Genomic DNA, 13,924 nt, shown 5'->3' with positions numbered 1-13,924 from the left:
AACAAGGGATCGTTCATGCCGACACCGTCCGTTTCTTCCGCCCCCTTACCGCGCGGGTCCGACCGCAGAGGATTCAACGACCTATTTTTCAACGCCGCCGAAATCAAACGCTTGTTCAGTCTGATGAATCCGGTTTTCGTTCCCGGCGAGGGCCTGGTGGTCGAATTCATCAGCGCCAATCCCGGCGAAGGCGTCTCCACCCTGGCGCGAGACTTCGCGCTGATGGCCTCTCAATACGTGGACGGTCGCGTGCTGCTGCTCGATTTCGACTGGCGGCGCGGCGAGCATTATCATTTTTTTCAGAGTATGGCCCAGGACGATCCGACCATCGCACCGGGACCGCCGCTAGCGCTGGGGGTCGATTTCGGCCGCTTGCTCCGTTCGTCGCAGCGCAGCGAAACCGAGGAACGCGCCCTGCCGCTGACCTTTCATCAGTTGGGCGACACTTCACTGATCGTCAGCCAGCCCGTCCGAGATTTGCACGATACGCCGCGCGTCGTCAACCAGCCGGACTTTTGGGCTGATTTACGGCGCTCGGTCATGCTGACGGTAGTGGATGCGCCCCCGGCCGCCCACTCTTTCGACGGTATCGTCATGTGCGGGGCAATGGATGCGGTCATCTTGGTCGTGGCGGCTGAAACCAGCCGAGTGCCGGTGATTGTGGAACTCCACGAAAAACTGATGGGCCAAGGCGCGCCAGTGGTGGGTGCGATCCTGAACAAACGCCGTTTCTATATTCCGAAGTGGGTTTACAGTTTTCTGAGCCGCGTATGAGAGTTCTCGCCAAGCCAATCCGGCGGCTTTATGAGACGAGCGCCCTGCTTGGCGGCTTGATCGTCTATCCCGCTTTAGGGGTGGCGCAAATCGTGGATCACTTCGTGGAGGAAGTCCCCACCTATCAGAACGTGCCGCACAACCTGCCGCGCGAACCCTTGAACGTCCATGAAGACGTGCGCGGCGAGCTCAGCCCCGACCCACCTCGGCGTTCGTATTCTTTCGTGGGCCGGGACGACCAGCAGGACCCGCCGCCTCCCTTCGTCTATCTGGTGGGGCGCGAAATCGGTCGCGACCTGGCGTCCGCCACCCGCTCCTTCATCGGCGATGGCGTCCCCGACACCTGGCTGCGCCTGAATGCCCGCAATCTGGGCTTTTATATCGGCCGCGGCGGCGGCTATCACATCATGGCGTTTATTCTGCGGACCAAGGGCCAGCCGTTCCGGCGCTGGGATACGCTACCCAATAGTTCCTACCCTCTGTTGCAAGTCATCCACAACGGCCGGCGCCTCAACCAGGCCGACGGTAACATCGCCGGCTTCAATCCACCCCGCCATGAGGTGATCGATCTTTACATCGGCGACGACGGCTTGCTGGCGGCCCGACACACGCCGCTGGAATTGACCGTCGTCACGCTGGATGGCGAATACCGGATGGAGGTCGGCTTGTTCAATATGTGGGACAACAAGATCGACTGACGCCGGCTCGCGGCGGCTCAGCGACCGTTCCCGTTCAGATGGGTGCGGCGCAGCAGCTGGAAACCGCTGCGCCGGGGTGGGCCGGATGGTGTTTCGCCGGGGGTCTGCTGGCGTTCGGCGGGCTGGACTACCGCCTCGCTGGCCGCCTCGCGCCGGGTGATGGCCGCCGCCCCGGTCAACATGGCCACCAAAATCGCCAGACTTTGGGTTTTGGTGGCCAGCGAGTTGCTGCCGGAGGCGAGGATCAGGAAATTCAGCGCCGCCAGCCGCAGCGGGGTCGGCCCTGGCCAAGCCAGACTGAACACGGTCGCCAGCAGCGAACCCGCCAGGAAGATGAAGGGGATGGCACCAACCTGCAACAACAGTAGAATCCAGAAATTCTCGATATCGTTCAGGGTGGTGGACCCCTTGAGCTGATCCAGCGCCCACTCGATGCGCGCCGGCCCCATCCCCCACAGCAACTCTTCCAGCGACGGAAAGCTGAAGATGTGAAACGCCAGCAGCCGCGACTGAGCGCTGTCATCCCAGTAAAACTCCTGCAAGACGCGCTCGCCCAGCCCCAAACTCAGGCCCAACGCGCCGACCGCCGCCGGCAACACCAACACCAGCAGCGGAAGACCTAGCGCCAGCCGCAAATCGAAATGCCGGGCGACGATGCCCCGCATGAAAGAGAACCCGCCCCACACGCCCAGCAGCAGCAGGCTGGTCGCCAGCGCCGAGCGGCTGCCGAACGCCAGCAGGGCAATGGCAAACAGCGGAATCAAAGTCAACCGGAAGCGGGCGGGCAGCACCAGCACCACGAACATCAACACCGCCGTGCGCAGCGCGTTGGTCAGGGGATGCCCGCCTAGCGCGGTGGCCCGGAAAAACTCCTCGACCAACAGCTTGTCGCCAGCCATGTAAGGAACCAGCCGGTTGCCGACAGCGGCTTCGCCGATCCCGATCACCGCATTGCACGCCGATAGCCCCAACACGATCCAGAACACCACCGGCCGCCGCTCGCTGGGCGCTTGCAGCACGATCAGGCCCAGCAAGGCCGGCGCCAGCAGCGTATCGATGAAAAAGCCGCTGCCGGACGCGCCGAACCGAATCAGGGCATAGACCATGATCACCGTCGTCACCAACGCCAAGCTGCTGAGCGCCGGTGCCAGCTGAAGCAATTTGCCGAGCCGCTGCCAGGGATTGCCGCGCAACAACAGAACGAAACCCAAGCTGATGAAGTAGGTTCCCGGATGGATCTTGAACGGGAAAGCGCCGCGCGGAACGTTGTAGGGGATGCCGAGCGTGACCAGCAGGTTGTCGGACAACAGCAGATAAAGGATCAAGCCCAGGCAAGCCAATGCCAAAGGCCAGCGCCAGCGTTCGTCGCGCGCCGATTCGGTCTGAGCGGTCGCCGCAGCCGGCGCGCGCAGCAGAAACGCGGAGCGCCGCGCCGGCGGAACACGCCTCTCCATCAGCTAGAACCCCAATCGAACCAGCGCGCCGGCACCCAGCGCCGCACGCCGGAAACATTCAAGAGCAGCGCCGCTACCCCGTAGCACGCCATGCCGGTCGCGACGGCGGCCAGCAAACCCGCCCAGGTCGGCGGCCAGGGAATCGCCGCCAGCACCGCCCACATCAGCGCGCAAGCAGCGAGGCCCTTCATTAAATCCGGTAAGGCTAGAGGAATGGGAAAACGCGTGCGCATCAGCAGCAAGCGCGCGCCCAAGCCGACCGCATAGGCGACGATGGTGGCGGCAATGGCCCCGTTCAAACCCCAGACTGGAATCAACAGCACGTTGAGGGTGACGTTGACCGCCGCCGCCAGCACGGTCGTTCCCAGCAAAGCTCGGGTGCGGCGGGTGATCAGAAAGGCATGGGCGGCGTAATGGACCATCGCGCCGTTCAGCAGGCCCGCCAACGCGATCCAGGGCACGATGTGGGCCGTAGTGGCCCGAAAATCGGGGCCGACCACCACCACCGCCAGCGGCGCGGCGGCGGCGGCCAGACCGACCGCCGCGGGCAAGGCCAAGAGAATCAGGCTTTTGGCGGCATCGCTCATGACCTGGCGCGCTGCGTTTTCCCCGCTGCTGGCCAGCGCGGAAAACGCCAGCGGCACGGTCGCCATCCCCACCCAATTGAACAGTATGGTCAAGGTGCGATCGGCCAGGGCATAGGCGACGGCGTAGACGCCCACCGCGCTTTCATCCATCAACCACGCGATGAAGAAACGGTCGGAGCCCGCCACCACCAGCCCGAACAAGAAGGAAAAGGTCAACGGCAATCCATAACCCGCCAGCAGCCGCAAATCGTCCCGCGACCAGGCCAGACCCTCCGTTTGGCGCGCCAGATAAGGGATATCCGCCAGCAGGACCGCCAAATTGCCCAGCGCCAACCCCAACAACGGCGCGGGCGCGCCCCAATCCAAATAGATGGCAAAAAGCACGCCCAGCAACAGGCTGAGAAGGTACTGCACGCCTTCCAGCCAGGCGTAACGGCGCACCCGATGCGCCGCCCGGTGAAAATCCAGTCCGACCGCGAACAGCGACCGCGCCAGCAGCGCCGCCAGACCCGCTAGGATCAAGGGGCGATAGACGCTGAATTCCGCAACGATCAACCCGATCCCGCCGAGCAGTATCACCATCAGGATGGCGGCAACATATGCAGTGGCCAACAGGCGCGGCAGCCGCCCGGCGTCGCGGGCGGTATCGTGGAAGCGGGAGATGCCGGTTTGCAGCCAGTAGAACAGCAGGGTTTGGACCCAGAGCATCAAGGTGGTGGCCAGCGCATAATGGCCGTACTCCGCCGGCGTCAGCAGCCGGCTGAACACCATGACCGCCCCCAGGGTGATCGCGGCCTGCAACAGATTGACCGGCAGGTAGCCCGCGAGCAGGCGCTGGAGTCCGGGTGGCGCCATGATGGCTCGCGCGTTCGCTCAGGCGCGAGCCGGGCGCGCCGGCAGGGTTTTCAGCGGCACCGCCACCAGCACCGGCAAGCCCAACACCCGCTCGGTGTCTTCCGGCGAGATCAAGACTTCACGGAAAAAATCCTTCAAGAACGCCAGCGCCAGCGCCGCCACCAGCCCGCCGATCAGCGCCAGCCCCAACACCATCACTCGCAAGCTTTTGCCCTCGCGCGGGATTTGCGCCTGCTCGATGACCCGCACGTTGGCGGTTTTCTGCCGGTCGAGCTCTTCCTGAATCAACGACTCTTCCGCTTTCTGCGCGTAAATCTGTAGGTTTTTCTCCAGCAAGGTGCGTTGCAACATCAGCGTGTTGTAATCGCGCTCCAGCCGGTCGAACGCCCCCAGCCGTTCGGTGATTCGCGCCAGTTGCCCGTCGAGCGATTTTTGCCGCGCTCGCAGCGCGGCGGCTTCGTTCTCGCGGCGGACCTGCTCGGTCCCCAATTCATCGTAGAGCGGATTGCGACCGCTGCGGCGGCTGATCGACTCCTTGGGCGGCGTGCCGCTGATGATGGCGCGCAATTTGGCGATTTGATGGTCCAGATCGGTGATGAACCGGCTGGTTTCGCTGAACTTGGTCAGCAGCTCGTTGCGGCGGGCTTCCAGCGTCACCAAGGTGGCGCGGGCGGTGTCGCGGGCGTCTTGCTGGCCGCTTTCCTCGTACAGCGCGATATCCTTGGGAACGCTGGTCAGTTGCTCGCGGACCGCCGCCAGTCGCCCTTCGATTTCCCGCAGGCGGGTGCCGGTATCCATCTTGTCGTTCTGAATCTCCGCCTGCTGGCGCAGCACCATCGTTTTCTGATCGGCAAACGCGCTGAAGTCGTTCTTGAGCTTGAACGCTTCCAGCTCCTGCTCGGCCTTGCCAAGACGCTGGGAGAAATTATCGCGCTGCTGGGCGAACACCTGGGAACGGGACAGCGCGAAGACCTCATAACGCTGTTCCAGGTAAGCCTGAACCAACCGATTGAGCGCATCGGCGGCGATGGTGGGGTCCGGGTGGGAGAAGGTCAGGTGAATCACGCTGGAATCCTTGACCGGCAACACCTCCAGCTTGGAAATGAAGCGCACCACCGCCTGATTGAGCCGCTTGCGCTCCTGTTCGGTCAGCGGCTCGACCCCGGACTCTTTGCCTGTCTCCACCGTTTCAGGACCCCTGAAAAGCTCCGTGAGCGCCCGCCAGCCGCGCGGCAGAAAGGAGCCTTGATTCCCCGCGCCGGAGGCGATATCGGGATAAAGCCGCGCCAGCCCGATATCCTCGACGACGCGCTCGACCAACTGGGAGTTGTTGAAAATCTCGGTTTCGGAGCGCACGATTCGATCATCGCCCAGCGCCATGTTGACGCCGGTTTCGCCGACATCCTGCCGCATCACGTAATCGCGGCTGGGCAGCACCAGCAGGCGCGCTTCGGCGGTGTAGGTCATGCCCAGCTTGAGGGACACCAGCAGGCCGATCGCTAGAATGAGACTGAAAGTTAAGATAATCAGGCGACGCTCGCGAAAAATGACGATCAGGACATCGCGCAAGGTATGACGGGAGGCAACATGCGGCGCCAGCGGGGTCAGGCGCGGCCCGTTGCCCCCGCGCTGGCCTGCGTCGTTAGCGGGTTCAGGGGAGCTCATGCGAAATTACTCGTTGACAAATAATCCATTGTTTCCTTCCATTGGGCAGATGCCAGAATATCGCATAATCTTAAACAATAAACGCCAAAGAAGCTGACAGCCTTACCAATGTCCCAACACGTTCGCATTCTGACCCTGCTTTGCTGCCTGCTGGCCAGCGCTTGCGTCTCTCCGCTCCGTCCTGAAGAACAGCAGCCGCTCGGCTTTGAGATGTGGCGCGACGAGCTTCCAGACTACGGTTTCCTGCCGGGCGACGAGTTGGATGTCAAACTGATTTATAACCCGGAGTTCAGCGACCGCGTGATCGTCTCGCCGGATGGCTTGATCCATTTGTCGTTGATCGGCTCGGTCAAGGTGCTGGACCGCACGCCCGGCGATATCGCCGAGGAGTTGCGCCAGCGTTACGCTACCGAGTTTCGCCACCCGGAAGCGATCGTGGTCCCTCGCATGTTCAGTTCCGAAATCATTTATGTCGGCGGCGAAGTCCAGCGGGCCGGCGTCCTCAAACTGGCGCACCGCATGGGCGTGCTGGAAGGAGTGCTGGAAGCGGGCGGTTTCCGCGAAACCGCTCGCATGGACCGGGTGATCCTGCTCCGTCGCACCCGTCAAGGCAAACCGATGCTGAAAGTGGTGAACGTGCGGCGGATCATCGAGGGCGGCACCGAACAGGACGTGCCGCTGCGGCGTTTCGATATGATTTACGTACCGCGCTCCGACCTCGCCGAGGTCAACCTCTGGCTCCACCAACTGATTTACAACAATCTCGCGCTTTCAACCAACTTCGGCTACACCATCAACCGCAACACTAGAACGCAGTATTAGCTCATCCGGGCGGCTCGGCTCGCCGGAAACCCTCTCAGCGGAAGCATTGTCCTTCCAGGCGAGCGCCGAGCTTGAAACAGGCAAAGCGCGGCAGACAATCCTGGGTGAACTGACAGGGAAAACCGACGCCGCCCCGCTGGCTCAAGGGTACCGATTGGCTCGCGGGCGCTGACGGTTGGGCGGGTTTGGAGATCGGCTCCAAGGAAGGCGACCAACTGGCGCACACGCCTTGCGGGCGCTCGCGGGCAAACAGGCAACGCAGTCCCGGCTTGCAATCGCTGTCACTCTGGCAAGCGGCGACGGCCGTGCCCGGTCCTAAAAGCCCTCCCACTAGAACCAGTGCCGCCCATCCGGTCGGTGTTCGATGCCAGTCGATCATCATGGTGACTCAGATTTTACACTCTTTACCGGCCAGGAATCACTGAGCGGCGGCATTCCGCTGCCTGCTGGCGAATCCCGCGGACTACGGGCTTTAGCGCCAACCTCCCGCACTCGAATGTCTCACCGTTCGACAACGCGCAACAACCCCGGCGGCGGAACGTCCATGACCAACGCGGCCACGCTACCGGCGTCGAGCAGGCGCGCGGGATTTTGTAAATCACCAGGGATCACCGCGCCATCGGCGGTCGAGCTTATGTTGCCCGTCGCCGTGGCGATTCCAAAGAAATCCGCATAATCCCACACGCTCCAGCCGACGCCCGCGCCTTCCAGGGCGGTACGAACATCGCGCAGCCAGAGGTTGCGGGATGTGGCGTCGAGCGAGGCGCGCAACGCTCCAAATTCGGTGCACACCAGCTTGACTTGGTAACGCTTGGCCCAGGCAGCCGCTTTGGCAATCTCCTGAGCGATGCGCGAGGAGTTCCATTTTTCGGCGACGTACTGAGTTACGGCGTCGTTAGCCGCTTTGGCGTCGGCTCCCGGCACTACTCGGAAGTTGGCCAGCGCCTGCGGGGAATCGGACGGATACCCCAAGCCCGCGATCATCCCTTGCGGCCCGGACAGGAACGGCTCCCACGGCGCATTGAGATGGGTGAACAACATCGGCTCGTAAAAATGGAAGACGTAGCGTATCCGGGGATCGGTCAGCGGCGACATTGACTCCAGCCCGGCGATACTGCCACCGCGCGTGCCGGACAGCAGAATCCAATGGGATGGTGCTTGCTGCCGTATCGCACCGACCACATCGCTTTGCAAGCGCCGCCAGCGGCTGGCGCCATCGAGTTGATAATATTGGGGTTCGTTTAACGGTTCGAAGGTCAACCGGTCGGCGGGCCGATTCGCGTAACGCGCCGCCAGCATCCGCCACGCCTCCACGAAAGCCTTGCCGACCGGCGATTCTTTTTCAATCCGGTCGCGCAGCGCGCCTTCTGGATGAAAGTCCACAATGACCGCCAGCCCCGCCGCCAGCGAAGCATCCACGGCCTGATCGAGTTCGGCAAGCCCCGGCCAGGCATTGGCGGCACTGCCTTGCGCGTCGGGGTTCCAACCCAAGCGCGCCGGGTCGAAGGGAATACGGACATGATCGAAACCGGCCTTGCGGATCGCGGCCAAATCCGCTGACGTGACGGGCTGGCGGCCCTGATATTGCAGCCAGTGGCTCAAATTGACACCCCGGCGCAAGGCGGGAAGATCCTCAGCCGCCGCCACACCGTGAAACAGCGCGACGATCAACCCCACGACGACAGCGCGCCAGAACCGAACACCCCACATACCCTTTTCCTTTGCGCCGCACCGGCGGCGAATTCATAAATACTCTTTTACATCAGCGACTCCCGTACAGGCTGGGCCGCGACGCGACGATACAGCGCCGCTATTTTCTCGGCGGTGCGTTCGATGGTGAAACGCTCCTCGAAGCGCCGGCGCGCCGCCTCAGCCAGCCGCGCCCGCAAGGCGGGATCGCGCAGCAACCGAGCGATGGCCTGCGCCAGCGCGGGGGCATCACCCGCCGGCACCAGCAAGCCGGTGACGCCCTCTTCGATGGCGTCGGTAATGGCTCCGACCGGCGTGGTGATCACGGTGGCGCCAATCGCCATCGCTTCCAAAATCGCCACCGGCAGCCCTTCCATGCGCGAAGGCAACAGAAAAATGCCGCTTTCGGCCAACAAGCGCCACGCCCGCGCGCTTTCGATCCAGCCGGGCAATTCGACCCGCTCCGCCAGATTCAGGCGTCGCGTCTCGTCCCGATACGCCTCCACCGGCCCGTTGCCCGCCAGGACGGCCGACCAAGCCAGCTCGCGCACCTCGGGCGTGGCGAGCGCCGCTAGCACCTCGGGTGTCCCCTTGCGCGGCCCTAACTCACCCAATGACAGCAACCGATGATCGGCACGGCTGGCGGTGCGCTCGGCGATGCCCGCCTCCCGCAGCGGATCGGGAACACCGTTGTGGATCACCACCACCCGATCCGTTGGAATCCCCAAAGATTGGGTCACATAATAACACCAGTAATCGCCGATTGCCACTAGATAGGTAGCACTTTTAAGACGATTGATAAAAAAATAACGCATAAAAACTGGCAGGCGATCCATGAACTCCACAAAGTCGGCGCCGTGCAAATGGACGAGCACCGGCACGCTGAAAGCGCGGGCCACCATTAACAACAGTATCTTGCGCAAGATGCTGCCGTAAGCGGCCATGTGCAGATGGACCAGATCGATCCGGCCCAGCGCCGCGTTCCAGCCCAACCGCCACAACGCGATGCCGAACCAGAAGGGCATTTGCCAGAATGCGCCCGGCCCGTAGCTATCGATGACCTGACAGTTCAGATCGGGATTTTCCCGATTCAGCGTCGGGATCAGATACGCCAGGAAGCGTCCCATGCCGCCGCGCCCGCGCGTGCCGCCGGGACCGAAGTGCCAAGCCCGGATTGGTCGTTGGTCAGTCATAGTGGTTCCAAAAGTTGTCAAGCGTGCAGCCCTTCGAGCACGCCTTTAAGGAGAGAAATAGGTAGGAACTGTAACAGATCGCCAAGCAAAGGTCAGCGTCTGCCTACGTTACGATAATAACAGGAGTAGCCACACCAGAGCGGCGTTGAGCAGCGCGACCGACACCGCCGCCGAACCGATATCCTTGGCCCGACCCGACAGTTCGTGCCGTTCCGGGCCGATGCGGTCGATGGCCGCTTCGATGCCGGTATTGAGCAGTTCGACGATCACGATCAACAGCAGGCTGCCGACCAACAACGCGCGCTCGACCGCATTGTCGCCCAGCCACAAGGCGAACGGTGCCAGCAGCGCGCACAACAGGCTTTCCTGACGGAACGCTTCCTCGTTGCGCCAGGCCGCTTTAAGCCCCGCCCAAGAATAGCCGGTCGCATTGATCAGCCGCCGCCAGCCAGTGTGGTTTTGAAAGGCCATGACGGCTCAGGACCTGACCGGCCGCCGGACCGGTTTGCTGTGGCGAACGGAGGGACTTTGGCTCAAGCGCCGCGACGGGCCGGGGGCGAAGCTGGTTTCGGGCGCGGCGGGGTTATCCCACCGCCCGTAACAGGAGGGATCGAAGATCGGCATGGACCGGTTAGTTCAGCGCCGCCAGCGCCGCCGCGTAATTGGGTTCTTGGGCGATTTCCGGCACCAGTTCGGTGTAGCGAACCCGGTTGTTTTCATCCAGCACCACCACGGCGCGGGCGGTCAGCCCCGCCAGCGGGCCGCTTTCCTGCAAGACGCCGTAATCCTTGGCGAAGTTGCGCGAGCGCATCATCGACAGCGGCACCACGTTGCTCAAGCCTTCATTGTCGCAAAAGCGCTTTTGGGCGAAGGGCAGATCGGCTGAAACGATCAGCACGACCGCATCGGGATGTTTCTTCGACTCTTCATTGAGCTTGCGGGTGGACAGGGCGCAGACCGAAGTATCAAGGCTAGGGACAATGCTCATTAGCTTTTTCTTGCCGGCGAACGCGCTCAAACCGACATCGCTCAGATCGCCCTTGACCAGCTTGAAATCGGGAGCGGCGGCGCCGACGGCCGGAAGGTCGCCGTTGGTGGTGACGGGGTTGCCTTTGAAGGTGATGGTAGCCATGAATTTCGCTCCTCAAAACGGGTTGGGAAAATCAACGGACAGCACGGACCTTCTGCATAGCTTAGACGATACCGTTTCAATCCGCCGCTGACAAACTCGGTCGCGCAGTTGCACTACTCGGATGGCCTTTGGCGAAATCGGCGGCGCGGGCGGCGGCCCGGTGGGCGCGGCTGCCCTCGCGCACGTCGCGCTGGTCCGGTCTCAAATCAAGGCCGGATTGGCCAGCGTGCTCGGGAACTCACCGTTTTCTTCGTCGTCGGCGCGAGCGAGGGCTTCGTAGGCGATGGCGTCCAATAAGCCATCCAACGTAGCGGTAGTCTCGATCCGAAGAATCCACCCTTCGCCGTAGGGATCTTGATTGACCAGTTCCGGGTTATCCGCCAGGTTTTCGTTGACTTCGACGATCACGCCATCCAGCGGGCTGTACACATCGGAAGCGGCCTTGACCGATTCGACCACCGCGCAGCTTTCGTCAGCGGCGACCGCGCGGCCGACTTCCGGGATTTCGATGAACACCAGATCGCCCAACAGATGTTGAGCGTGGTCGGTGATGCCGATCAGGACGGTCCCGTCGGTGCTGGCCAGCACCCATTCGTGATTTTCGGTATAGCGCAGGTGTGTGGGAATGATGCTCTTGCTCATGTTCGGCTCCTCAACTTCGGTTCGAAGTAGATCTCAGTCGATCAGGAAAACCCCGTTAGCATGAAGGCATCATGTTAGCCCGAAATGGTCGGCGGCAGATATATCGATCAGGGAGTTGCCCGAGGTCAACAGAGGTTTTGCGCGATGCCCCGATCAGCGGCATAGCGTTGTTGGAAAAAGGATTTTTTATCGCCTATCATTCAATCAATGCGCGTGTCCGCCCGTTTTTACCTATAAAAAACACGGAAAGTTTGATTTTTAATGCATGAATACCGAAACACCTACTGCGCTTGAGAGGCTTGGGCCACCCCACTACAACAAAAAGGAATCATCATGCTTATATTTAGGGCGCGTGGTATCTTGCATTATTATAACTCATTTAATATTGCATTATTTATTTGTAAACACGAATTTGTACACCATCATGGTGTGAAAAAACATACCTTTTAGGGTGTCTAATTAATAGTTAGCCTTTAAAAAGCATGAGACCCGAAACTTGAGTGAATGGAACATCCGACTAGAGCAGTCCACAGACATCATGGCTATTACTCATGTAACGGAGTTGGCGTTTCGGTCAGTTTCGCATAGCGACCACACTGAGCAGTTCATTGTTCTAGCTCTGCGTCGTGCCGAGGTGCTTTCTGTTTCTCTCGTCGCCGAGCATGCAACTCAGGTGGTGGGCCATATTGCTTTCTCACCCGTGCAATTCTCAGATGGTTCGTTGCATTGGCATGGTCTTGGCCCAGTATCTGTTCTGCCAGAGTTTCAGCGCCGAGGTATCGGTAAGGCACTCATCAGCAGCGGCCTTGCTAGGCTTCGCTTGCTTGGTGCAGCTGGCTGCGTTGTGCTGGGCGAGCCGAGCTATTACGGGCGGTTCGGCTTCAAAAACCGGCGTGGGTGCGTATTGGAGGGTGTTCCCCAAGAGTATTTCCTGTCGTTGGCGTTTGGGCAGCATTCTACAGCGGGTAAGGTTACTTACCATGAAGCATTCGATGCAAAGGGCTAACAATGCGCTCAAGCCGACCCGCTTCCGCTACTCTCCAGCGGTCGGCGGCGAGGAGCGGCACAAGGCTGCCTCACGGCAGCCGAAAGACTTCCTGGATTACCAACCCTTACTGTACCGGCCCATCCGCATATCGGCGCGGCGCACCGCGCCGGCTAGATTTACGTGGTTATGAAAGCATCCGTTACATACACCTCTACACAGAATATTGATCGATTTTTCGATGGTGCTTTATGGATACTAGAAAACTACTGCTAAAAGCAGCCGATATCGAGAACATGATTGGCAATAAAAAGACCCACTTTCTCAATCCTAATGCTGTGCGTATCAATAAATCGCTTGGGGATGCGGTCGGCCTAAATCACATTGGCGTGCATATCATCTATGTTGAGCCTGGAAAGGATACCACCGAATACCACAAACACTATTACGAAGAAGAATGCATTTATATTCTTTCTGGAAACGGCTTACTGGTTATCGAGGGAGATCAATACCAAATGGAGAAAGGCGATTTTGTGGCCTTTCCACGCAACACCGCCGCTCACAGCCTCGCGAACAAAGGACAAGAAACCTTGGTTTGCTTAGTAATGGGGCAGCGGCTAGCACAAGATGTCGCCGATTATCCGAATAAGCAGAAGCGCCTTTATCGCAACAGCGGCGAGTGGAACCTGGTCGATTTGAAGGCTATTACGAATCCAAAAAAATGAAGATCAAGCCAATGCTTACTGGACTCAAGCGCCAACAGCCTACCCCGCCTCGCGACGTTGCCAAATAACTCATGCGCGTGCAGTTTCATAAGACAGGAGAACGCCGTTATTCCGTCGTCGTGCTCCGCGACGGTACGGAACCGCCACGCGTCGATTCAGCGCCCGGCTACGATCCGCTCCTCCCCCATGATATGCAACACTTCATCGTGGAGCAGGAACTGGGGATCAAATGGGGGATTTTCGGTCAGGTGGCGGCCGGGGGTACCGCGCGAACCTTTCACCATCGACATACCACCCCAAACCGCAGGACCTCACGAACGGATCGCCGCTCCATGAAACGGGGAACATCCTTGGCCGACGCCGGCTATAAGGATGCCATGCGCTCCGAGCGGGCCACTTATGTCTGCTGGTTCAACTGGCTGTCCGCTTCGCCCAAACCAGCGCTAAAAGACCGCGCCAAGAAAATGGTCGATACCGCCAAGAGCATCCTGGCCGCAATGCCCAACAACGAGCGCAACCAGTACTCGCCCGAAACCATTGCAAGAATCAATACAAAAATGGAAAGTGTCAGCCGACAATGGGCCGAGCTTCGAGTCGGCCAATACCTTGAGCTGACGTGGTAGCCGAACCGAATATTCGTTGCCTATCCTTGCTTGACGGCCCAACACCGTCCACTACCCGACCATGCAGCACCCACAACAAG

15 protein-coding genes are annotated in these 13,924 nt (G+C 60.7%); 6 read left to right on the top strand and 9 right to left on the bottom strand.

What is annotated here, in order from left to right; all coding sequences use genetic code 11:
• The first annotated feature begins 15 nt into the window (after positions 1–15).
• The gene (locus tag IPK09_14210; protein MBK7984754.1) at positions 16–774 is read left to right on the top strand and encodes a hypothetical protein; all 759 of its coding nucleotides are present in this window, start codon (positions 16–18) and stop codon (positions 772–774) included.
• Entirely contained in the window at positions 771–1,472 is a 702-nt protein-coding gene (locus IPK09_14205; protein ID MBK7984753.1) for a hypothetical protein, read from the top strand. Before IPK09_14210 ends, IPK09_14205 begins: the two co-directional genes overlap by 4 nt.
• Before the next feature lie 17 nt (positions 1,473–1,489).
• Here the strand turns inward: IPK09_14205 and IPK09_14200 are convergent, their stop codons facing one another.
• Genes IPK09_14200 through IPK09_14190 form a run of 3 tightly spaced genes read right to left on the bottom strand, consistent with a single transcriptional unit; the run spans position 1,490 to position 6,033 of the window.
• Positions 1,490–2,926 (bottom strand): hypothetical protein, encoded by a 1,437-nt coding sequence (locus tag IPK09_14200; GenBank protein ID MBK7984752.1) that lies wholly within the window; start codon positions 2,924–2,926, stop codon positions 1,490–1,492.
• Positions 2,926–4,368, bottom strand: a complete 1,443-nt coding sequence (locus IPK09_14195; GenBank protein MBK7984751.1) for a lipopolysaccharide biosynthesis protein — start codon at positions 4,366–4,368, stop codon at positions 2,926–2,928. The genes IPK09_14200 and IPK09_14195 overlap by 1 nt, the downstream gene beginning before the upstream one ends.
• Positions 4,369–4,386: 18 nt before the next feature.
• Positions 4,387–6,033: a hypothetical protein gene (locus tag IPK09_14190; GenBank protein ID MBK7984750.1), complete on the bottom strand. Its 1,647-nt coding sequence runs from the start codon at positions 6,031–6,033 to the stop codon at positions 4,387–4,389.
• A gap of 108 nt (positions 6,034–6,141) precedes the next feature.
• Here IPK09_14190 and IPK09_14185 point away from each other — a divergent pair, with 108 nt between their 5' ends.
• Positions 6,142–6,855, top strand: coding sequence for a polysaccharide biosynthesis/export family protein (locus IPK09_14185; protein ID MBK7984749.1), 714 nt, complete (start codon positions 6,142–6,144; stop codon positions 6,853–6,855).
• A 34-nt stretch (positions 6,856–6,889) separates the two neighbouring features.
• On the opposite strand, the gene IPK09_14180 is transcribed toward IPK09_14185, so the two are convergent.
• The 6 genes from IPK09_14180 to gcvH form a co-directional block, all read right to left on the bottom strand.
• A complete protein-coding gene (locus tag IPK09_14180) occupies positions 6,890–7,237 on the bottom strand; it encodes a hypothetical protein (GenBank protein MBK7984748.1) in 348 nt (115 codons plus the stop codon).
• A gap of 119 nt (positions 7,238–7,356) precedes the next feature.
• Positions 7,357–8,565 carry a cellulase family glycosylhydrolase gene (locus IPK09_14175; GenBank protein MBK7984747.1) on the bottom strand — a complete coding sequence of 403 codons (1,209 nt, stop codon included), beginning with the start codon at positions 8,563–8,565 and terminating at the stop codon, positions 7,357–7,359.
• Between the two features lie 47 nt (positions 8,566–8,612).
• Entirely contained in the window at positions 8,613–9,737 is a 1,125-nt protein-coding gene (locus IPK09_14170; GenBank protein MBK7984746.1) for a glycosyltransferase family 4 protein, read from the bottom strand.
• Positions 9,738–9,845: 108 nt separating this feature from the next.
• A complete protein-coding gene (locus IPK09_14165; protein ID MBK7984745.1) occupies positions 9,846–10,208 on the bottom strand; it encodes a diacylglycerol kinase in 363 nt (120 codons plus the stop codon).
• 160 nt (positions 10,209–10,368) lie between these two features.
• Positions 10,369–10,869, bottom strand: a complete 501-nt coding sequence (tpx, locus tag IPK09_14160; GenBank protein MBK7984744.1) for a thiol peroxidase — start codon at positions 10,867–10,869, stop codon at positions 10,369–10,371.
• Positions 10,870–11,070: 201 nt separating this feature from the next.
• Positions 11,071–11,511 carry a glycine cleavage system protein GcvH gene (gene gcvH, locus IPK09_14155; GenBank protein ID MBK7984743.1) on the bottom strand — a complete coding sequence of 147 codons (441 nt, stop codon included), beginning with the start codon at positions 11,509–11,511 and terminating at the stop codon, positions 11,071–11,073.
• Positions 11,512–12,049: 538 nt separating this feature from the next.
• Here gcvH and IPK09_14150 point away from each other — a divergent pair.
• The 3 genes from IPK09_14150 (at position 12,050) to IPK09_14140 (ending at position 13,844) form a co-directional block, all read left to right on the top strand.
• Positions 12,050–12,517 carry an N-acetyltransferase gene (locus tag IPK09_14150; protein MBK7984742.1) on the top strand — a complete coding sequence of 156 codons (468 nt, stop codon included), beginning with the start codon at positions 12,050–12,052 and terminating at the stop codon, positions 12,515–12,517.
• A gap of 230 nt (positions 12,518–12,747) precedes the next feature.
• Positions 12,748–13,221, top strand: a complete 474-nt coding sequence (locus tag IPK09_14145) for a cupin domain-containing protein (protein MBK7984741.1) — start codon at positions 12,748–12,750, stop codon at positions 13,219–13,221.
• Between the two features lie 71 nt (positions 13,222–13,292).
• Positions 13,293–13,844, top strand: a complete 552-nt coding sequence (locus tag IPK09_14140) for a hypothetical protein (protein MBK7984740.1) — start codon at positions 13,293–13,295, stop codon at positions 13,842–13,844.
• Positions 13,845–13,924 lie beyond the last annotated feature (80 nt).

The sequence above is a fragment of the Candidatus Competibacteraceae bacterium genome (assembly GCA_016713505.1).
Classification (GTDB): Bacteria; Pseudomonadota; Gammaproteobacteria; order Competibacterales; family Competibacteraceae; genus Competibacter_A.
This window is presented reverse-complemented; position numbering and strand designations above follow the sequence as displayed.